10 protein-coding genes and 1 pseudogene are annotated in these 21,614 nt (G+C 42.2%); 8 read left to right on the top strand and 3 right to left on the bottom strand.

Going from position 1 to position 21,614, the window contains the following annotated elements; translation table 11 throughout:
* Positions 1-65: 65 nt before the first annotated feature.
* The gene (locus ACFE90_RS05025; RefSeq protein WP_375498315.1) at positions 66-218 is read right to left on the bottom strand and encodes a hypothetical protein; all 153 of its coding nucleotides are present in this window, start codon (positions 216-218) and stop codon (positions 66-68) included.
* Positions 219-477: 259 nt separating this feature from the next.
* Between ACFE90_RS05025 and ACFE90_RS05020 the strand changes: the two genes are divergently transcribed.
* Positions 478-1,152, top strand: a complete 675-nt coding sequence (locus ACFE90_RS05020; protein WP_375498313.1) for a Mo-dependent nitrogenase C-terminal domain-containing protein — start codon at positions 478-480, stop codon at positions 1,150-1,152.
* A gap of 74 nt (positions 1,153-1,226) precedes the next feature.
* The gene (gene obgE, locus ACFE90_RS05015; RefSeq protein WP_375498311.1) at positions 1,227-2,255 is read left to right on the top strand and encodes a GTPase ObgE; all 1,029 of its coding nucleotides are present in this window, start codon (positions 1,227-1,229) and stop codon (positions 2,253-2,255) included.
* A gap of 15 nt (positions 2,256-2,270) precedes the next feature.
* Here obgE and ACFE90_RS05010 read toward each other — a convergent pair.
* A pseudogene (locus ACFE90_RS05010) lies at positions 2,271-2,447 on the bottom strand (ATP-binding protein); the annotation flags it as partial.
* Positions 2,440-2,664, bottom strand: a complete 225-nt coding sequence (locus tag ACFE90_RS05005) for a hypothetical protein (protein WP_375498309.1) — start codon at positions 2,662-2,664, stop codon at positions 2,440-2,442. The gene ACFE90_RS05005 and the pseudogene ACFE90_RS05010, both read right to left, overlap by 8 nt.
* A 785-nt stretch (positions 2,665-3,449) precedes the next feature.
* Between ACFE90_RS05005 and ACFE90_RS05000 the strand changes: the two genes are divergently transcribed.
* The 6 genes from ACFE90_RS05000 (at position 3,450) to ACFE90_RS04975 (ending at position 21,192) form a co-directional block, all read left to right on the top strand.
* Entirely contained in the window at positions 3,450-3,716 is a 267-nt protein-coding gene (locus ACFE90_RS05000) for a hypothetical protein (RefSeq protein ID WP_375498307.1), read from the top strand.
* A 733-nt stretch (positions 3,717-4,449) separates the two neighbouring features.
* Positions 4,450-6,363 (top strand): amino acid adenylation domain-containing protein, encoded by a 1,914-nt coding sequence (locus ACFE90_RS04995; protein WP_375498305.1) that lies wholly within the window; start codon positions 4,450-4,452, stop codon positions 6,361-6,363.
* Between the two features lie 12 nt (positions 6,364-6,375).
* Positions 6,376-11,286, top strand: coding sequence for an aminotransferase class III-fold pyridoxal phosphate-dependent enzyme (locus ACFE90_RS04990; protein ID WP_375498303.1), 4,911 nt, complete (start codon positions 6,376-6,378; stop codon positions 11,284-11,286).
* Between the two features lie 34 nt (positions 11,287-11,320).
* On the top strand, positions 11,321-12,319 hold the full coding sequence (locus ACFE90_RS04985) for a cupin-like domain-containing protein (protein WP_375498301.1): 999 nt from the start codon (positions 11,321-11,323) through the stop codon (positions 12,317-12,319).
* A gap of 66 nt (positions 12,320-12,385) precedes the next feature.
* Complete coding sequence (locus tag ACFE90_RS04980) at positions 12,386-16,921, top strand: amino acid adenylation domain-containing protein (protein WP_375498299.1); 4,536 nt, start codon at positions 12,386-12,388, stop codon at positions 16,919-16,921.
* Positions 16,918-21,192 (top strand): amino acid adenylation domain-containing protein, encoded by a 4,275-nt coding sequence (locus tag ACFE90_RS04975; protein ID WP_375498297.1) that lies wholly within the window; start codon positions 16,918-16,920, stop codon positions 21,190-21,192. Before ACFE90_RS04980 ends, ACFE90_RS04975 begins: the two co-directional genes overlap by 4 nt.
* Positions 21,193-21,614 lie beyond the last annotated feature (422 nt).

Raw genomic sequence — 21,614 nt, 5'->3', positions numbered from 1 at the left:
ACCCAGTTGTCGAGGATAGTTTCTCGTTAACAACAGCTTATTTGAGAAGATTTTGCAGTAGTAAGTTAATCAAATTCGTAAGCGTTCGTTGCAAGAATCTCAGATGATTTAGGATCTACTATAATTGGATCTGCTACCTGAAGCTCATAAACTCTAGCCCAGAGGAGAATTACTAGTGTTTCTTGAATGATGCCAAGGTGAACTTTGGTTTTATTCATGAATACCTCCACAACACAGATTAAATCCCCTTTTTCAGCCTAAATAGAAATAATTATCAAGATTAGTCTAAAATGGATTTTACCTGAAGACCGACTATTGGGATTTGAAAACTTCTCTGGTTTATTTCTTAAGAGAGCGATGCCTACGGCTGGCTACGCCTACGCACTTTCTTGATTATTCTGTATTGCCCCCACTATCTTCCTAGTCGCTGGGTAGGGTAGCTTAGTAGTGACTGAGGAAAGCTTGAGACGTGAGTTTATGACAAGTACCGTTCAATCCCCCTACAGCAACCAACAGATTGCCGCTTGGTTGCGTGGGCTGCTCACCATTGCTTGGGCAGATGGTAATTTTGATGCCCAAGAACAGGAATTAATTGCCAGCATCACCAAAAATGAATTAGCTCCTAAAATTAAATGGGACTCACTAGAGGTAATTACACCAGAAGAATTAGCCGCAGTCTTGGGTAAAGGTACGCCAGCATCGGAAAATTTCTTAAGGACAGCGATCATGGTAGCGATCGCAGATGGTACTTATTCTCCCAGCGAAGATCAGGTTCTACATCAGTTCTGCCAAGCCTTAGAACAGCCAGAGAATTTACTAGAAGCCCTTCGCCACACCCTAGAACACCCACAGCTTACCCCCACTATCGCTAGCACTGGGCTTACAAAGCGTCAAATTGATGCACTACACCCCTTGCGCGACTGGCTGGATAGGCTAGATATCCAAGACCCAAGAGTAGCCCGCTTTTTGTGTAAAATGATTCCCTCCCAGTGTCCATTTGAGCGGGATGTCACTTTATTTGGACGAAAGATTGTCCACATACCGCCGATGTGTAAAATCAACCCCTTGTATGAGCAACTGGTGGGCTTACGTTTCCGCGCCCTCTCTTATTTGGCAGATAAATGTGGTGAAGATGTTTCACCATATATTTAGTTAAAGTGGAGAGTGAGGAGCTATAATTTTTAACTCCTAACTCCTAACTCCTCACTTCTCACTATTACTTAAATATGCAATTTATCGACCAAGCAAAAATTGAAGTTGAAGCTGGTAAGGGCGGCGATGGTATTGTCGCCTTCCGGCGAGAAAAATACGTGCCGACTGGTGGCCCCTCTGGTGGTAATGGGGGAAGAGGCGGTTCGGTATTTTTCGTTGCCGACGAAAACCTGCAAACCTTGCTGGACTTCAGATATAACCATCGCTTTCAGGCAGAAAAAGGCACTCGTGGTGGGCCAAATAACTGCACTGGAGCAGCAGGAAAGGATTTAATCATCGAAGTTCCCTGTGGTACAACCATTTATGATGCTGAAACTGGCGAATTGCTAGGCGATTTAACTGAGCCTAAGCAGACTTTGCTGATTGCCCAAGGTGGTAAAGGTGGACTGGGAAATCAGCATTTCTTGAGTAACCGTAACCGCGCCCCAGAATACGCTCTCCCAGGATTACCAGGGGAAATAAAGCAGTTGCGCCTAGAGTTGAAGCTTTTGGCAGAAGTGGGGATTATTGGCTTACCAAATGCTGGTAAATCCACTCTAATTTCATCTTTATCAGCAGCACGTCCAAAAATTGCAGACTACCCTTTCACTACCCTCATCCCAAATTTGGGTGTAGTGCGTAAACCTACTGGTGATGGTACTGTTTTCGCCGACATTCCCGGATTAATTGAGGGAGCGGCTCACGGTGCAGGGCTGGGACACGATTTCTTGCGACATATTGAGCGCACGCGAGTGCTACTTCACTTGATTGATGCCACTAGTGATGATGTGGTTAGAGATTATAACACAATTAAGGAAGAATTAAAAGCTTATGGACGGGGTTTAGCAGAACGTCCGCAAATTTTGGCGCTGAACAAAATTGATGCAGTTGATCGGGAAACTGTCGATTTGGAGGCGTTAGCCACCCAACTTAATCATCTCTCCTATGCGCCGATTTTTGTGATTTCAGCAGTTACCCGCACCGGGTTAGAGCCGATGTTACAAGAAATCTGGCGAATTTTCGACCAAATGAAGGTTCCTCAAGAAGTAGAGGTATTTAACTGACAAAATAATTACAAATTATGTTGACGTATCCTGGATCAGGGGAATGTTAATCACAAACTTAGCCCCTTGTCCTGACTGCGAAATACATTCTAAAGAACTGCCATGTCTTTCTGTAATGATCTGATAGTTGATGGCAAGTCCTATCCCTGTACCTTTGTCGATGGGCTTGGTGGTAAAGAAGGGGTCAAATATCATCACAAGCCCCTTCCTGTTTACGCACGGGTGCAGAATAGCGCTCAAAAATCTTTCCAGACTTGAGGAAAATTTCATCACGGCTGCTTTCCTCTGGATGCTGGTAAAGATACTCCACCTTAGCCAGAATTCGTCTGGATTTACTAGTTTGTCTAGTACCCATCCCACAAGTTGGCGATCGCTCCCTGCTTGAATCAGTGCCGCAGGGATTTGCCATAGCTGAGAGAATTTCTGATTAAATTAGGCATCGCTGTTCTCCACACTACTGGGAAATGTGTTAGTAATGGGATTGGATTGAAAAATCGCCCTATTCCTTTCCCCTCAAGCTTTTAATTCCTCTTGCCATCTCAAAATCAGCGAACGTAGAGTTAATACTCCCATTGCAAACCATCTCTAAAGTTTTAATTTTCAATGAAGATGTATTGAAAATAACTACGATTTTGAGAAAATAAGTCAGAATGAGAAAACCAAATCTTAAAGTCAGTGTCCTTTCATACAAACATCGTAGGATTGTAGCCTAGTTTATTGTGAAATGAGTTTTTTAATATAAATTTAAAGCTAACAACGGAACTATAAATCAATATTGTTCATTTAAGAAAAATTGTAGGTTGTGTTAAGCAAAGCGCAACCCAACAAAACTTCGGAAATGTTGAGTTTCGTTCCTCAACCCAACCTACGCAGTTTAAGGCTTTTGGCGCTAACTGAACCGTATTGAACTATAAATTGTAAGTAAAAATACTAATGCTTAAACATATAAAAGCTTTAACATCCTTGCATGGTCTTGCCGCTATATTGGGTATTTCATACCTAATTTAGGTAAAAGTGTAACTTCATATAGTAATTTTTTTTAATGGATATTTATGTATTGACTTCTTCTTTCTTTTGAGCGGTTTTATTTTAACTCATGTTTAGGCTGAGAATTTTACAACAAAAGTTAGCATCTCGAACTATCAGAAATTTTTATATTCAAGATTTACTAAAATTTATCCTTTACATATATTCATGATTCTGTTGTTTTTAGGAGTTGAATTTTTAAAGCTAGGGTTTTTATTATTTAAAAATAAATCAATTTTTGACGCTGCTAACCAACCTTCTCTTCCATTTCCTGGTACTCAAAACATTGTTGCTCTTTTTAGTAACATTTTTATGATTCAAGCCTTAGACTTAAATTCTCCGCCATTATTTGGGGATAGTACATATTGGAATGAGCCTGCATGGTCAATCAGTGCAGAGTGGATTGCATACATGCTATTACCTTTATTTTTTTAGTGAAGCTTCCAAAAATATGTGATTTAGGGATTTATCTAAGTTCTTTAATATATTTACTTTTATTAATAAAATTCATCTATGGACATCTGAATTTTTTAGGTATACTTCAATAGGTAGATGCACCCTAGAAACGATAATCGGGGTTCTTATTTATAAAGTCTACTGTAGTAGTAATTATCGGAAATATCTAAGCTTTAATTTTACTGTAGTTTTATCATTATTATGGGTAATAATTGTTATGTATTATGATTATTAGGATATATTGATAATTTCAGGTTTTTGAATTTTAATTTTATCTGTTTCTACAAATACGAAAAATAACAAGCTCATCTTAAATTTACTAAATTCCTCGTTACTCATTTATCTCCAAACAATATATTACTCAATTTACATAGTTCACTGATTTATGCAGAAGTCTATATCGTTAATATACAAAAGTATCTTTTATTTAAACTTTGGAACAACCTTTAATATTTATCACTGAACAATCATTGTGATTATGTATATGTTAGTAGTTATATTAACTGCATCACTAACCCATAAATTAGTTGAATTACAAATGCAACACTACTTAAAAAAAACCACGTTTTGCCAAAAATATATTTTTTACGGAAAAAACATGAAATTAATAACTAATTCATTGGAGCAAAATAAAAATTAATTGCTGGTAACTCAGTGTCAAGCTTCATTATCAGAAAATAACTTAAAACCAAATAATCAAACATTATCTATCTTGAAAGAATCCAAAAATCACCTACTATTCGATTTGAATTATACTCAAACTGATTATCCTCGACAAGCGTGTATTCATCAGTTGTTTGAAGCACAAGTAGATAAAACACCTGATGCTGTAGCACTAATCTTTAATAATCAGCATCTCACTTATAGAGGTTTGAATAGTCGTGCTAATCAACTAGCACGACATCTGCAATCGCTAGGGGTAGGAACAGAAATTCTTGTAGGAATTTGCATAGAGCGCTCCTTAGAAATGGTTGTAGCACTTTTAGCTATCCTCAAAGCAGGTGGAGCTTATGTGCCACTAGAGCCAGGGTATCCACAAGAACGTTTAGCTTTCATGCTCTCTGATACTCAGGTATCAGTACTATTAACTCAAAAAGAACTAGTTGGCAAATTACCAACTCATACAGCATTTGTAATTTGCCTAGATGCAGATTGGAATGGAATCGCCAAAAATAAAAAAGAGAATCTAAGCACTAGCTTCACTGCTGATAACTTGGCTTATGTCATGTATACCTCAGGTTCTACAGGTACACCCAAAGGTGTTAGCGTTATCCATCGTGGTGTAGTTAGGTTAGTCAAAAAAACTAATTATGTTCACCTCACAGAGGAAGAAATAATTTTGCAACTTGCTCCTATTTCCTTCGATGCTTCAACTTTTGAAATTTGGGGTTGCTTACTTAACGGTGGTCGACTAATAGTTTGCCCTCCTCATACACTATCCTTAGAAGAATTAGGGCAGATTATTCAACAATATCACGTTACTACTCTTTGGCTGACAGCCGGTTTATTCCACCTGATAGTGGATGAGAAAATTGATGCTTTAAAACCCTTGCGTCAACTTTTAGCCGGTGGCGATGTCTTATCTGTTGCCCATGTGCAGAAGTTTCTCCAAACAGTAGAGAACTGTCAGCTAATTAATGGCTATGGTCCAACTGAGAATACAACTTTTACCTGCTGCCATCCTATAACAGTGCCACTGCAACTAGATGTTTCTATTCCTATTGGTCGCCCAATTGCTAATACCCAAGTTTATATATTAGATAACAACCTACAACCAATATCAATTGGAGAAATTGGCGAAATTTACATTGGTGGTGATGGATTATCTAGAGGCTATTTGAACCGTCCTGACTTGACTGCCGAAAAATTTATTTTTCACTCCTTGGATAGTAATTTAGCAACTCGCCTTTACAAGACTGGAGATTTAGCTCGTTATCTTCCCGATGGCAATATCGAGTTCTTAGGTCGGGTTGACAATCAGGTAAAAATTCGCGGTTTCCGAATTGAACTAGGGGAAATTGAACGTGAAATTGCACAACATCCTGACGTTCGCGAAATTGTTGTTTTAGCTCGTCAGGATGAAATAGGTGAAAAACAGTTGACAGGTTATGTTGTTCCTCACTATAACAGTAGATACACGCACAATAAATTGCGTAGCTTCTTACAAGGGCGATTACCTAATTACATGGTGCCATCAGCGTTTGTGATGTTAGAGTCACTCCCTTTGACTGCAAATGGCAAAGTTGATAGACATAAATTGCCAGCACCAAGTAGAGAACGTCCGCAACTAGAACAAGCGTACATTGCTCCCCAAACTGATTTAGAGCGTCTGCTTGCAGGTATTTTGTCCGAACTACTCAAAATCGATCGCGTTGGGATTGATGATAATTTCTTTGATTTGGGAGGAACTTCAATCTCAATTCTGCAAGTTGCTGTGCGAGTGCAACAGGAACTTGGTATTGAGCTATCGGCTGTGAAGTTATTTCAGTATTCAACGATTGGTTCTTTAGCAAAGTATTTGCATTCAAGCCAGAATAGCCAACCGTCTTCTGACAAGCTGCAAAATCGTGCTCAACGCCAACAAGCCGCTAGAACTCGTCGCCGTAATCATCAACAAGGTGTTTAAGAAATGGTGAATATGCAAGCATCTGATAACCAAGATCCTATTGATGGTGTTGCCATTATTGGCATGGTAGGAAGATTTCCTGGCGCTGGGAATGTCGATGAGTTTTGGCACAATCTGTGTGAGGGATTAGAGTCAACGACTTTTTTTGAAGATGAGGAGCTAGATCCCAGTATTGACCCGAACCTTTGCAAAGATCCTAGCTACGTGAAAGCTAGAGGAATCATTTCTGGGGGAGAAACCTTTGATGCTGCCTTCTTTGGCGTTAATCCGCTAGAAGCTGTGGTTATGGACCCACAGTGTAGAGTTTTCCTAGAGTTGGTTTATGAAGCCCTAGAAAATGCTGGTTATGAATCAGAGTCTTTTGAGGGTTTGATTGGTTTGTACGCTGGTTGCGGTCAAAATACTTATTTTGCTAACCACATTTCTGGACGCATGGAAATTGTTGATCGCATCGGTGAGTTCCAAACCATGTTAGCCAATGAAAAAGACTTTTTAACCACTCGTGCTGCTTACAAGCTCAACCTCAAAGGCCCAGCTGTCAGCGTCAATACAGCCTGTTCCACTTCTTTGGTAGCAGTCATTCAAGCTTGCCAAGCCTTAACCAGCTATCAGTGTGATTTGGCTTTATCTGGTGGTGTATCTATGACTACACCCCAAAATAGCGGTTATGTGGCTCAAGAAGGTAGTATGTTGTCTGGGGACGGGCATTGTCGCCCCTTTGATGCCAGCGCCCAGGGCACAATGTTCAACAATGGCGCAGGATTGGTTGTCCTCAAACGTTTAGAAGATGCACTCAATAATGGCGATCGCATCTATGCTGTAATTCGGGGATCTGGTATCAATAATGACGGCGCTGATAAGGTAAGCTTTACGGCTCCCAGCGTAGACGGACAAGCAGAGGCCGTTGCAATGGCGCAAGCTGATGCCAACTTTCACCCGGAAACCATCTCTTATATTGAAGCTCACGGTACAGCTACACCCTTAGGCGATCCGATTGAAATTGAAGCGCTGACACAAGCATTTCGTGTGCATACAGACGCAAAACAATTTTGTGCGATCGGCTCTCTTAAAAGCAATGTCGGACATTTAGTTGCGGCGGCGGGAGTAGCAGGGTTAATTAAAACCGCTCTCGCCCTGCATTATAAAAAGATTCCACCTAGCTTAAATTTTGAGGCTCCAAACCCCAAGATTGACTTTGCCAACAGCCCTTTCTATGTCAATACCAAACTAGCTGAATGGTCAGAGGGTGAAACTCCGCGACGAGCTGGTGTGAGTTCTTTTGGTGTCGGTGGTACTAATGCTCATATAGTACTAGAAGAAGCGCCACAAATCCAAAATTCAGGGGCTTCGCGCCCACAGCAGCTATTGTTACTCTCGGCAAAAACTAGTAAAGCCTTAGAGGCTGCAACAGCGAATTTGCAGCAGCATTTACAGTACAATGCCGAAATTAACTTAGCCGATGTAGCTTATACCTTACAGCGAGGGCGCAAAGCCTTCAACTACCGACGCAGTATAGTTTGTCACGATATCACAGACGCGATCGCAGCCCTCCAATCTTTAGATCCAAATCAAGTAAATACCCGTCATACAGAAATCCGCAATCCAGCCATTGTCTTCATGTTCCCCGGACAAGGATCGCAATATGTGAACATGGGACTGAATCTCTACAACCGTGAACCTGTATTTCAGGAGGTAGTAGCTCGATGTGCTGAAATCCTTAAACCTCTACTGGGCAAGGATTTACGAGAAATACTGTATCCCGCACCGAGCGATCGCGAAACTGCGGTTATCTCCCTGCGGCAAACCTGCTTTACCCAACCAGCATTATTCGTCATTGAATATGCTTTAGCGCAACTGTGGCAAAGTTGGGGAGTCAAGCCCCAAGCCATGATTGGTCACAGTATTGGTGAATTTGTCGCCGCCTGTATAGCGGGTGTATTTACCTTAGAAGATGCGCTGATGTTGGTTGCAACTCGCGGTCGCTTAATGTGGGAGTTACCAGGAGGGGCTATGCTCTCAGTGCGCCTACCAGCCAAAGAGTTAGAGCCGCGATTGAGTGCAAAACTTGCAATCGCCGCAATTAATGGCCCTTCCCTATGTGTAGTTTCTGGCCCCACAAAGGCGATTGTGGCTCTGCAAAAACAATTAGAAAGCGAAGAAGTTGTCTGTCGCTATTTACACACTTCCCATGCTTTCCACTCTCCAATGATGGATAGCATCATTGCTCCCTTTGCTGAGGTAGTTGGAAAGGTTAAATTATCACCACCCCAAATTCCCTTTGTTTCCACAGTTACCGCAGAGTGGATTACAGCCCAGGAAGCAACTGATCCGATGTATTGGGCTACTCATCTACGTCAGACTGTGCGATTTGCGGAGGGCATACAAACACTATGGCAACAGCCAGAACGACTACTGTTAGAGGTGGGGCCACGAATCACAACTACGACCTTAGCCCGCCAACAAGCAAAAGATATTAAACAACAAATAGCGATCGCTTCTCTGGGTGATAACGCTGAGAATGAAGCCGAATGGACAGCATTACTCAAGGCAGTAGGACAGCTGTGGCTAGCAGGAGTATCTATTGACTGGAGCAACTTCTATCAAAGGGAAACGCGACAGCGAATTCCTCTGCCTACCTATCCCTTTGAACGCCAACGTTTCTGGATTGATCCTCCACCTCATCCCAATCGTGCAGCAACTCCCAAACTCTCAAATCCCCGGTTATTAGAAAAGTCCCAAACTATGACAACATCCCCTCAGCAAAAGCTCATTCCCCTGCTCAAAGAAATTATCGAAGAAACCTCAGGATTAGAAATTGCTAGTATTGACGACTCGACAACGTTTTTAGAAATGGGATTAGATTCCTTATCTCTGACGCAAGTCGGGTTAGCTTTGAAGAAAAAATTTCAAGTCAAGGTCACACTTAGGCAGTTACTAGAAGTTTGCCCAAATTTAGGAACGCTGGCTGACTTGATCAATCAAGCCTTGTCTCCCGAAACTTTATCTGCACTAGGATTAACAGAAACTGTTACAGACTCTACTCCAGAACCACCATTACCAGTACTTGCAACCACATCACCCACTTTGGTAGTGCATGAAGTTCATACAAATGGATCTGCATCTCAGATTTCCCCCCAACCTGCTGCATCCAGTTTCCTAGAAACTGTGATTAATCAGCAGCTACAAATCATGAGCCAGCAATTGGCGTTATTGGGTAACAATAGTCAATCTGTAACAATTCCAGTTGTACCTACAGCGACATCTCAAAATAATGGTGTCAAGCCACAAAATGCTGTATCTATCCCCTCAATCCAAACCAGCAAAGAATCACAAGCATCGGTAGACACGGAGTCAAATGGCGCTAAAAAGCCATTTGGTGCGGCAGCTCGAATTGAAAAAACCCAGACTAAAACTCTGACAGCGCAACAACGCACTCATCTAGACAAAATTATCCAAAGATATACACAACGGACTAAAAAATCCAAAGAATATACTCAAACTCATCGCCCTTATTTGGCAGACCCAAGAACTGTTTCTGGGTTTAACCCGACGATGAAAGAGATGGTTTACCCCATCGTAGCGTCTCGTTCATCAGGTTCTAAACTTTGGGACGTTGATGGTAATGAATATGTGGATTTAAGCAATGGCTTTGGCTTGAATTTGTTTGGTTGGTCGCCACCTTTCATTACCGAAGCAATTGAAGCACAACTGAAACTCGGTATGGAAATTGGCCCCCAGACTCCCTTAGTTGGAGAAGTGGCGCGGCTGATGTGTGAGTTGACCAACTTTGACCGAGCAGCCTTTTGCAACACAGGTTCGGAAGCAGTTCTGGGAGCGATGCGGATGGCACGCACCATCACAGGACGTAACTTAATCGCCATCTTTTCTGGAGCTTATCACGGTATTTTGGATGAAGTAATTGTTCGGGGTACAAAGAAACTCCGGTCAATTCCAGCTGCTCCTGGTATCCCACCGGAAATGGTAGAGAACATTTTGGTGGTGGACTATGATTCTCCTGAGTCTCTAGAAATCCTCAGAAATCGGGCTGATGAGTTAGCAGCAGTGATGGTTGAATCTGTGCAAAGCCGTCGCCCTGAATACCAGCCCAAGGAATTCCTCCAGCAATTGCGTGATTTCACCCAAGAAGCTGGTATTGCCCTGATTTTTGATGAAATCGTTACCGGATTCAGAATTCATCCAGGTGGCGCTCAAGCACATTTCGGTATCAAGGCAGACATAGCAACCTACGGTAAGATTGTGGGCGGTGGGCTACCAATTGGAGTCATTGCTGGCAAATCACAATATATGGATGCTTTAGATGGTGGGTTTTGGCAGTTTGGGGATGACTCCGTTCCAGAGGTAGGCGTGACTTACTTTGCCGGAACTTTTGTCCGCCATCCTCTAGCGCTAGCAGCAGCCAAAGCAGTACTTCAGCATTTACAGCAGAGTGGCCCCAGCTTGCAGCAAAATCTCAATGCAAGAACCGATAAGTTTGTAGCGGAACTCATGAGTTATTTCCAGCAAGTTCAGGCTCCATTTACAGCCTATAATTTCGGCTCCCTTTTCATGGTGAAGTCTGCACCAGAGTTTCCCTATGGAGATTTGCTATTTTACTTGCTGCGGGATAAGGGAGTGCATACTTGGGATCATCGTCCTTGCTTCTTGACCACAGCACATTCCGAAGCCGATCTGGCTTTCGTAATGGCAGCGTTTAAAGAAAGTATTGCCGAAATGCAGTCTGCTGGCTTCTTGTCTGTACCGACTATAGATGTCACAAACCGCGAAGTTACCAATAACAGCCTACGCAATCGTCCTCCGCAACCTGATGCCAAATTAGGACGAGATCCCCAAGGGAACCCCGCCTGGTATATCCCCGATACCGAGCGACCTGGCAAATATCTACAAGTTGCTAGTGTTTCCTGAATCGGGGGTAGTAAATATTTAGTAAAAAATTGATATGTCACTAGCAAATTCATCCTATAAGCAGCTAGATTTGCTTGCTCCCGCCCAGAAATTTCCTACTCCTATTATCAAGGCTGACACACCAGAATTTCGTGAGGAGTTCAACCTTTCATCTTTTATGTTTTCGCACAACCTTGCAGGACATTCCTTATTTGAGATTCCCCGCTTGGTTGAACTAGCAAATACCATTTTGGGTAAATGTGAACCTGCAAAAGTTACTTGTCAACTAGGTAAAATCCCAGTCAACCTAAAATGGTCAGAAGTACCGCGTAAAGATCAAGTTTTGGAAGCGATCGCACGCATTGAAGAATCAGGTTCTTGGATATTGCTTAAGAGCGTCCAGCTTGACCCCGAATACAACACCCTGCTAGACCAGATTGTAGTTGAACTGGAAGAACTGACAGGTGTACCTTTACGAAAAGAAATCACCTGGCTGGATGCTTACATCTTTATCGCCTCTCCCCATTCAATTACTCCTTATCACATTGACCATGAGTCAAACTTCTTATTTCAGATTCATGGCAATAAGGAGATGAATCTCTTCAATCCACGCGATCGCTCAGTCCTGACTGAGAGAGAGATTGAACAATATTACGTTGGACAGTTGGATTCAGCGAACTATACAGAGGAAAAACAGACAAAAGCTAGCGTTTATCATTTAACTCCAGGTAAAGCAGTTCACCATCCCGTCCTAGCACCTCATTGGGTGAAAAACGGTAGTAATGTTTCTGTTTCTCTCAGTATCAACTTCTGTATGCAATCATTCGATTTACAAGCTAGGGTTTATCAAATCAACCATTACCTCCGAAAGCTAGGTTTAGAACCAACCCCACCTGGTCAATTTGCAATAAAAGATCACGCCAAAATATTGGCACTGGGAATCTTATCTAAGCGTCAACCAAAAAGCAAATTTGAGTTACTACGTTCAGGGGTAACTAAGTTGAATTATCTAGAAAAATCAGCAATTAAGTTAAGGAACTTTTTTCATCGTTAGTCACACTCAGTTAACATATTCCTAATTTTGAGCTATTAAAAAAAGCTAGAACATCAAAGGTTTTTTATGAGTTTATTACCCTTGAATTCGCAATCTGTATTAACTGCTGTTGATTTCGATCCATTTTCCGGTGGAGAGTTATTATTAACTGCTCCTGCAACCGAATCTCAAAAAGAAATTTGGGCTTCTGTACAAATGGGAGATAGTGCCAATTGTGCTTATAACGAGTCCCAATCTCTGCGACTAAAAGGAAACCTTGATGTAGAAGCTTTCCAATCTGCTGTGCAACAGTTAGTCCAACGCCATGAAGCGCTACGGACAACCTTTAGCACAGATGGCAATACACTCTGCATTGTTGTCTCCCTAAGAATAAAAATCCCCATCATCGATCTTTCTGGACTAGAGCCACAGGAGCAAGAGACAAAAATAGCTAGTATCTTGCAACAAGAGGTAAAACAACCGTTTGATTTAGAACACGGCCCCCTATTTCGGGCAAAAATTGTCAAATTGCATCTGCAAGAGCATTTAGCCATTTTGACTGCCCATCACATTATTTGCGATGGTTGGTCATGGGCAGTGTTGATGCCAGATGTGGGTAAACTCTATTCTGGCTTGCAACAGGGTATTGTTCCTGAATTGGAAGAACCAGACTACTTTAGTGAATATGCGGCCTTGCAGGAAGAAGAAGCCCAAAGTCCAGAAGCGATCGCTATAGAACAATACTGGTTAGATCAATTCTCCGATTCTGTGCCTGTACTCGATTTTCCCAGCGATCGCCCTCGTCCATTATTTAGAACCTTTAACGCTGCCCGTGAAGATTGGCATTTAAATCTTGAACTAGTTGCTAATCTTAAACAACTAGGAACAAAACTTGGTTGTAGCTTTATGACTACGATCTTGTCAGGATTCGAGGTGTGGCTCTACCGCCTGACAGGACAAGACGACCTAGTTGTAGGTATTTCCGCCGCAGGACAAGCTGCTTTAGGGCAATATAATCTTGTGGGGCACTGCGTTAATTTATTACCATTACGTAGCCGCATCAATGGAGAAAAATCCTTTAGTGACTATTTGCAAACGCGGCGATCGGCTGTATTAGATGCCTATGATCACCAACAATTTACCTTTGGCAGTCTGATCAAAAAATTAGTGTTTCCACGGGATTCTAGCCGTATTCCCTTAGTACCAATCACCTTTAATATCGATCAAGGCTTAGACGGAGACAGTTTGCCATTTGCAGGGCTGGAGGTAGAATTTTTCTCCAATCCTCGAGCGTTTGAGAATTTTGAACTATTTATCAATGCTACAGAATTGCGTGGTCAGCTTACGCTGGAGTGCCAGTACAACACCAATTTATTTGATGCTGATACTATCCGTCGTCGGATGGCAGAGTTTGAGACTCTTTTAGCAGGTATAGTTGCTAACCCCAATCAAATTATTGCCAAATTGCCAATCTTGCCAACAACTGAGCAACAGTTGTTAGCAGCATGGAACAATACTCAAACAGCTTATCCTGAAGATAAATCGATTCATCAGCTGTTTGAAACTCAAGTTGAGCGAACACCAGATGCGATCGCTGTTGTGTTTCAAAATCAACAACTGACTTATCTGGAACTTGACTGGCGTGCCAATCAGCTTGCTCATTATCTCCAAACCTTGGGAGTCAAGCCTGGAGTGCTAGTTGGCATCTCCTTGGAACGGTCAACAGAAATAGCGATCGCTCTGTTAGGTGTACTCAAAGCAGGTGGCGCTTATGTCCCCTTAGACCCCACGTACCCCAAAGAACGCTTGACCTTCATGCTTAATGATGCTCAAGTGTCGGTGTTACTTACTCAAGCCAATCTACTTGATTTGTTACCAGAGAATCAGATAAAGGTGGTTTGTTTGGATACAGACGGAGAAAAAATTGTCCATTATCCAACTCACAAACCCGCTTACCTAGCAAATGCTGAGAATCTAGCTTACGTCATCTACACTTCCGGCTCCACAGGAACACCCAAGGGAGTAAAAGTTTCTCACCAAAATGTTGTCAATCTCCTGGAAAGTATGCGTCAGCAACCAGGGTTGACGCAGCAAGATATTCTGCTATCTGTCACCACTCTCTCCTTTGATATTGCCGTTCTGGAAATATTCTTGCCGTTAATCGTGGGGGCAACTACTCTAATAGTCAGCCGTGAGGTGGCTACAGATGGGGAGAAACTGCTCAAAACTCTCAACCATTCAAGAGCAACAGTCATGCAGGCCACTCCTGCAACCTGGCGATTACTGCTGGCGGCTGGCTGGCAAGGTTCCAAACAACTCAAGATTCTGTGCGGTGGGGAAGCGTTACCACCTACTTTAGCCAAGGAACTGGTGAATCGTGCCCACAGTGTTTGGAATATGTACGGGCCAACCGAAACAACAATCTGGTCTACCTGCTATCAGATTCAAGCAGATGGAATCCCTCTAATTGGTCAACCCATTGCCAATACTGAAATCTATCTATTAGATGCTTACCAGCAGCCCGTGCCTGTAGGAGTTCCTGGTGAACTTTATATTGGTGGTGCAGGTGTAGCGCTGGGTTATTTAAATAGACCTGAGTTGACTAAAGAAAGGTTTATTTCCAACTCATTCAGCCAAGAACCTCATGCTCGACTCTATAGAACAGGTGATTTAGTTCGTTATCGCACCGATGGCAATCTTGAATATCTGCAACGAATTGACAATCAGTTGAAAATTCGCGGTTTTCGGATTGAATTGGGTGAAATTGAAACGGTAATGGCTCAACATCCTGCTGTGAAAGAAGCCGTCGTTGTTGTGCGAGAAGATATCCCAGATGAGAAAACTTTAGTCGGTTATTTAGTTCCAAAAATACCATCTGAAGTTGAGTCTTCAGGAGAGTCTGCTAGCAGTACTCAACATATCCAAGCCTGGAATCAAAGGTGGGATTTACTGTATGAATCAGGTTTAAAGAATGCCTCACCAGAATCTTTACAAGACCAAACTTTAGGCGATGCTGCCATTATCAAGCAATTAAGTAATCAAAATAATTTTGAAGAGCAAGTCCAAGAGTGGCTAGACCAAACTGTAGAACGGATTCTCGGTCTGCAACCCAGTCGAGTGATGGAAATTGGTTGTGGAACGGGTCAAATTCTACTAGAAATTGCTTCAAAATGTACATATTACTTTGGCACAGATTATGCTGCTTCAGCATTGCAAGAATTAGATAAGCAACTGCGAATATCTAAGAAAAAATTACCAGAAATTGTTCTTGACCACCGAGCAGCAGATAATTTTCAAGGAATTGACCCAGCTTCCTTTGACACAGTAATTATTCACTCGGTTGTGCAATATTTCCCAGATATTAATTATTTACTGCAAGTTTTAAAAAATGCCGTTGAGGTAGTCAAACCTGGAGGTTGGATTTATGTCGGTGATGTCCAAAGCTATGCACTCTTAGAAGCTTACCATACTGCCGAGCAGTTAAAAAATTCATCCTCATTAATGTCAGTCGATAAACTAAGAAATATTGCTGAGAACCGAGTTCGTAATGAAGATGAACTTGTTGTTGATCCAGATTTCTTTTATGCCCTGAAACAGTATATTCCGGCGATTGGGGATGTTGAGATAAAGCTGCGTCGTGGTCATATTTGGAATGAGACAACTCAGTTTCACTATGATGTATTTCTTTCCATTGAACCAGAAGCAACAACAGCTATTAAACCAACATGGCATGACTGGCTAGATGAAAACTTGACAGTAGCAGATGTGCAGCAAATTCTCGACAAAACTCAGCCAGATTATTATTGCATCAAAAAAATTCCGAACGCTCGAATTTACAAAGAAGTTCAAGCTTTGGCGTTACTGAAAACAGACAGCCAGTTACAAACTGTCGCAGATGTGATAGAAGCATTGGAGAAGCTACCAGGCGGTATCGATCCAGAAAATCTCTGGGCATTGGGTGAAAGTTTGCCATACAACGTAGACCTCAGATGGTCAAATGCTGCTAAAGATGGTTACTTTCAGGCTGTTTTTACACGAATTTCTCTAAAACAAGCACAGACTGTTGTCATCGATTCGCAGACAGGTAATCAAGTAAGACCTCAGTCGTGGAGTGCTTATGCTAATAGCCCCATGCAGAAGCAGGCTGCAAATAATCAGCTAATCCCACAATTACGCGAGTTCTTAAAGGAAAAGCTACCAAACTATATGGTGCCTGCTACCTTTGTGACACTGGATGCGATGCCCCTTACTCCTAATGGCAAAGTGGATCGGAAGGCTCTACCAATACCCGATTTTGCTCGTCCAGAACTGGCAAAGAATTATGTTGCACCTTGCACCTTGGTTGAACAGCAGATTGCTGGCATTTGGGTACAAGTTCTCAACTTAGAAAATATCGGCATTCACGACAATTTCTTTGAGCTAGGGGGACATTCAGTACTGGCGATTCAAGTCACTTCACGGTTGCGTCAAACCTTTCAAGTAGAAATACCTTTACTCAACTTATTTGAAGTACCAACTGTAGCTGATCTAGCTGAACGAGTTGAAACACTGCAATGGGCAGCGCAAAATTCCCAAGCTTCTCAGACTGAGACAATGAGCGACTACGAAGAGGGACAACTATGAAAACCATCCATGAGTTTTTATCAGAACTACGTCATCTAGATGTTAAATTATGGGTCGAAGGTAGTAGCCTGCGCTATCGAGCTGCTAAGGAAAGTCTCACACCAGATTTGCTGGCACAGATGCGAGAACGGAAAGCCGAAATTCTAGAATTTCTCCTCCAGGCTAATTCTGTTAGTAGTAACAATCTTCCCTATATATTACCTAACATCAGAGATGGCAAACTCCCTCTTTCCTTTGCTCAACAACGCTTATGGATTTTAGAGCAATTTGATCCTGGTAACTCTGTCTACAATATACCCTTAGCCTATCGGTTCACAGGCTCACTTAATGTTGTACTACTGGAGCAATGTCTAGTTGAAATTGTCCGCCGCCACGAAATCCTACGAGTTACCTTTACATCCATAGATGGAAAACCTAGCCAAGTCATATCTCCAGACATAACCCTGTATCTGCCGCTTGTTGATTTGAGTCAGTTGCCTCTAGAACAGCGGGAAATTGAAGACAAAAGACTGGCTGCCCAAGAAGCTCAACAACCCTTCGATTTGCTGCAAGGGCCATTGTTTTGCTTTAAACTGCTACGCCTAACTGAAAAGGAGCATGTGCTGCTCCTGATTTTGCATCATATTATTGCGGATGGCTGGTCTTCAGAGGTTTTCTTTCAGGAACTCACAACACTTTATGAAGCCTTTGCTGCTGGCAAACCTTCGCCACTGCCGGAATTATCTATCCAGTATACTGATTTCGTTCAGTGGCAGCGTCAGTGGTTGCAAGGTGCAGTCCTAGAATCTCAGCTTGATTATTGGAAGCAGCAGCTAAGTGGTAACATACCTATACTAGAACTGCCTAGCGATCGCCCACGACCACCTGTACAAACCTACTCAGGCGAAATCTGTCGCCAGATGCTACCACAAACGTTAACTGATGCCCTCAAGGCTTTGAGTCAGCAGTCAGGGGTAACACTGTTCATGACTTTATTAGCAGCGTTTAAGGTATTGCTCCATCGCTATACAGGACAAGAGGATATTCTTGTTGGCTCCCCAATTGCCGGTCGCAACCAGGTAGAAACCGAAGGATTGATGGGTTTATTTGTCAATACCTTGGTCATGCGGACTGACCTTTCCGGCAATCCTACTTTTCGGGAAATACTCGATCAAGTGCGCCAGGTAGCTTTAGGTGCTTATGATCACCAGGATTTACCTTTTGAAAAACTGGTAGAAGAACTCAAACCGGAACGCGATCGCAGTCATTCACCACTGTTTCAAGTAATGTTCGCCATGAATCCCCCTTGGACAAAGGGAGCAGAGCGAGAACTAGCAGGTTTGAAAATTGCCTCCACTTTTGGATACACCCACAGCGGCACGGCAAAATTGGATTTAACCCTGGTGATGCGGGATACAGGCAAAGGATTGAGAGCTTCCTTTGAATACAATACTGACCTATTCGATGAAGCGACGATCGCTCGGATGCTTGGGCATTTCCAAACGTTGCTAGAAAGTATTCTTGCTAATCCAGAGCAACGCATCTCAGAGTTACCGCTATTAACGCCAGCCGAACGGCAGCAGTTACTTATAGAGTGGAACAATACTCAAACTGACTATCCCCAACAGGCTTGCATTCATCAACTGTTTGAGGCACAGGTCGAAAGTACACCCGATGCCGTAGCACTCGTATTTGCAGAGCAACAACTAACATACCAACAGTTGAATGAACGAGCCAATCAGTTAGCACACCATTTACAAAGCCTGGGTGTAGGGCCAGAAGTAATGGTGGGATTGTGTGCAGAGCGATCGCTCGAAATGGTAATCGGGTTACTAAGTATCCTCAAAGCTGGTGGAGCTTATGTTCCATTAGATCCAATGTACCCGCAAGAGCGCCTGAGCTTGATGTTAAAAGATGCTCAAGTGGAAATCTTGCTTACTCAACAACATCTGATCGAAAAATTACCTCTGTGTGGAGCAAAGGTGGTTTATTTAGATAATGAGGCTGAAGCGATGTCTACGACGGGCTACGCCTACGCTCAATATAGTCAGGAGAATACAGTTAGCCAAACTACCCCTGAAAACTTAGCTTATGTAATCTACACATCTGGTTCTACAGGCATCCCCAAAGGTGTTACTGTTCTACATCGGGGTGTCGTGCGCTTGGTCAAAGATACTAATTACATTAGTATAGGTGCAGAAAATGTATTTTTACAGTTAGCGCCCATATCCTTTGATGCTTCCACTTTTGAAATTTGGGGATGTCTGCTCAATGGTGCAAAGCTAGTCATCATGCCACCTCACACACTATCGCTGCAAGAATTAGCAGCAGCTCTGAAATATTACCAAATAACGATACTATGGTTAACTGCTGGTCTTTTCAACCTGATGGTAGACGAGTATGTTTTGGACTTGAAACAAGTTCGGCAACTTTTAGCTGGTGGAGATGTTTTATCTGTCTCTCACATTCAAAAACTTTTGCAAGCAGGTGGAGATTGTCACCTGATTAATGGGTATGGGCCAACGGAAAACACAACTTTTACTTGTTGCTATTCCCTAGACAGCAATACCAATATTAATGGTTCTATTCCCATTGGCCGCCCCATTTCCAATACACAAACTTACATACTAGATACCAACTTGCAGCCTGTCCCAATTGGTATACGAGGTGAATTATATATTGGCGGTGATGGTTTGGCTAGGGGTTATCTCAACCGACCAGAATTAACCATCGAAAAGTTTGTTTTCAACCCCTTTAAAAACTCACAATCTGAATCGGAGTATCTGTATAAAACTGGCGATGTAGCTCGTTACTTACCAGATGGTAATATTGAGTTTCTCGGGCGTTTAGACCATCAAGTAAAGATTCGCGGCTTCCGCATTGAGTTAGGAGAAATTGAGGCAATGCTGGGTCAACACCCAGCAGTACAGAAAAATGTTACTGTTGTTAGAGAAGATATTTCTGGCAATAAATTGATAGTTGCTTATCTTGTTACCAAGCCAGGTGAAACTATTATTAACGATGAAATTCACAGCTTTCTCAAGCAAAAGCTGCCCGATTATATGTTGCCTTCTGCCTTTGTCATACTAGATTCTCTGCCACTTAATGTTAATGGCAAAGTTGATCGCAAAGCTTTAGCTGTGCCTAACTTAACTAATATTGAGATAGAAAAAACCTTTGCCACAGCAGAAGATTCATTGCAACTTCAATTAACTAAAATCTGGGAAAATGTTTTAGGCATTTATCCCATTGGCATAAAAGACAACTTTTTTGATTTAGGAGGGCACTCACTACTCGCAATACGTCTGTTTTCTCAAATTAATAAGATATTTGGCAAAAATTTACCGACAGCTATCCTCTTCCAAGCTCCTACTGTTGAGCAACTAACTAATATTCTCCGCCAACAAGGATGCTCAACGCCTTGGTCTTCATTAATTCCCATTCAACTACAGGGTTCTAAATTACCTTTTTTCTATATCCATTCACTATACGGGAATCTTTTTCACAGCCGCGAACTACTGGGTAATTTAAATTTAGATCAGCCAGTTTATGGGCTGCAAGCACAGGGTTTAGATAGAAAACAGGCTCCTTTTACTCGCATAGAAGATATGGCAGCCCACTATCTCAAAGAAATACGTACTATTCAACCTCAAGGTCCTTATTTATTGGGTGGCTGGTGTATAGGGGGTACGGTAGCATTTGAAATGGCTAGGCAACTTGAAATACAAGGAGAAAAGGTAGAATTACTAGCTTTATTTGATTGTTACCCTCCCCAAGTAAAATCAGGTGGAAATATCAAACGCTCTTTTGTGGGTAAATTGAAAAAGCGTTTTAGTCATTTCCTCATTAATTGGCAGGACATAATTAAAAGGAATACAAGTCATATTGCTAGGTTAGAACAAAAGCAGCAGCTCATATTTTTTGTTGATCGGGTCAATCACAGATTGCAAAATTCTATTAGGGAAATTGTTTACAAGCTTCATCTGAAGACGCAACTACCTTTACCTATTTCTGTGCTAGATTTAGCTGTTCGAGATGCTAATACTCAAGCGCAAAGAGCTTACATAGCTAAGGATTATAATGGTAAAGTGACACTTTTTTGGGCAATGGAAAGACCCGTAGAAGAGTATTATCTCATGGAGAAGTGGAAGGAACTAGCTACGGGTGGAATAGAAATTTACAAAACTCCTGGTTCCCACGATAGCATCATGTCATTGCCCCATGTCTTAGTTTTGTCTGAAAAATTAAATGATTGCCTAAATAATGCTCAGAGGTATCCGCTCAGTAAGTAGGGGGAAGGAGAAAAAAGAAGAAAGAACATTGGTACACCTTAGCTCGACTTTATCCAAAATTAAGAACTTGGTTCTCCTTATAGAGCAATTCAAGACGAAAGAGCTAAACCCAAAAATCAGTTGATTATCCTTTGCTGTTATGGCTGTCTTTGGGGTGCAGTTATCGGAATTGCGACGTTATTTATCAAGCCTAGCGTGACTGTGGCGGCGATTGGGTTGGGTTTTACGGCTGGGGTATCTGGGAAATTGTTGGTTCAAAAAGGGGATTGAAATTATTGCTGTCCTAACCGCTATAACTTCCTTATGGGCGCTTTTACAATCGGATTTTATACCTATAGCTGTAAGTGTATCGCCTATGGGTGTACGCTATTTGCTGGAAACCTCTAAGGATAAAGACGATACCTAGTAACTCAAGTTTGACC

The organism is uncultured Nostoc sp. (assembly GCF_964245445.1).
In the GTDB taxonomy this organism is placed as follows: Bacteria; Cyanobacteriota; Cyanobacteriia; order Cyanobacteriales; family Nostocaceae; genus Nostoc.
Note: the sequence above shows the minus strand (reverse complement) of the source record. Positions and strands in the feature narration are given on the sequence as shown.

Bases quoted from the DNA above. Each gene is read 5' to 3' on its own strand.
- ACFE90_RS05025 (WP_375498315.1), bottom strand. From the start codon at position 218: ATGAATAAAACCAAAGTTCACCTTGGCATCATTCAAGAAACACTAGTA.
- ACFE90_RS05020 (WP_375498313.1), top strand. From the start codon at position 478: ATGACAAGTACCGTTCAATCCCCCTACAGCAACCAACAGATTGCCGCT.
- obgE (WP_375498311.1), top strand. From the start codon at position 1,227: ATGCAATTTATCGACCAAGCAAAAATTGAAGTTGAAGCTGGTAAGGGC.
- ACFE90_RS05005 (WP_375498309.1), bottom strand. From the start codon at position 2,664: ATGGCAAATCCCTGCGGCACTGATTCAAGCAGGGAGCGATCGCCAACT.
- ACFE90_RS05000 (WP_375498307.1), top strand. From the start codon at position 3,450: ATGATTCTGTTGTTTTTAGGAGTTGAATTTTTAAAGCTAGGGTTTTTA.
- ACFE90_RS04990 (WP_375498303.1), top strand. From the start codon at position 6,376: ATGCAAGCATCTGATAACCAAGATCCTATTGATGGTGTTGCCATTATT.
- ACFE90_RS04985 (WP_375498301.1), top strand. From the start codon at position 11,321: ATGTCACTAGCAAATTCATCCTATAAGCAGCTAGATTTGCTTGCTCCC.
- ACFE90_RS04980 (WP_375498299.1), top strand. From the start codon at position 12,386: ATGAGTTTATTACCCTTGAATTCGCAATCTGTATTAACTGCTGTTGAT.
- ACFE90_RS04975 (WP_375498297.1), top strand. From the start codon at position 16,918: ATGAAAACCATCCATGAGTTTTTATCAGAACTACGTCATCTAGATGTT.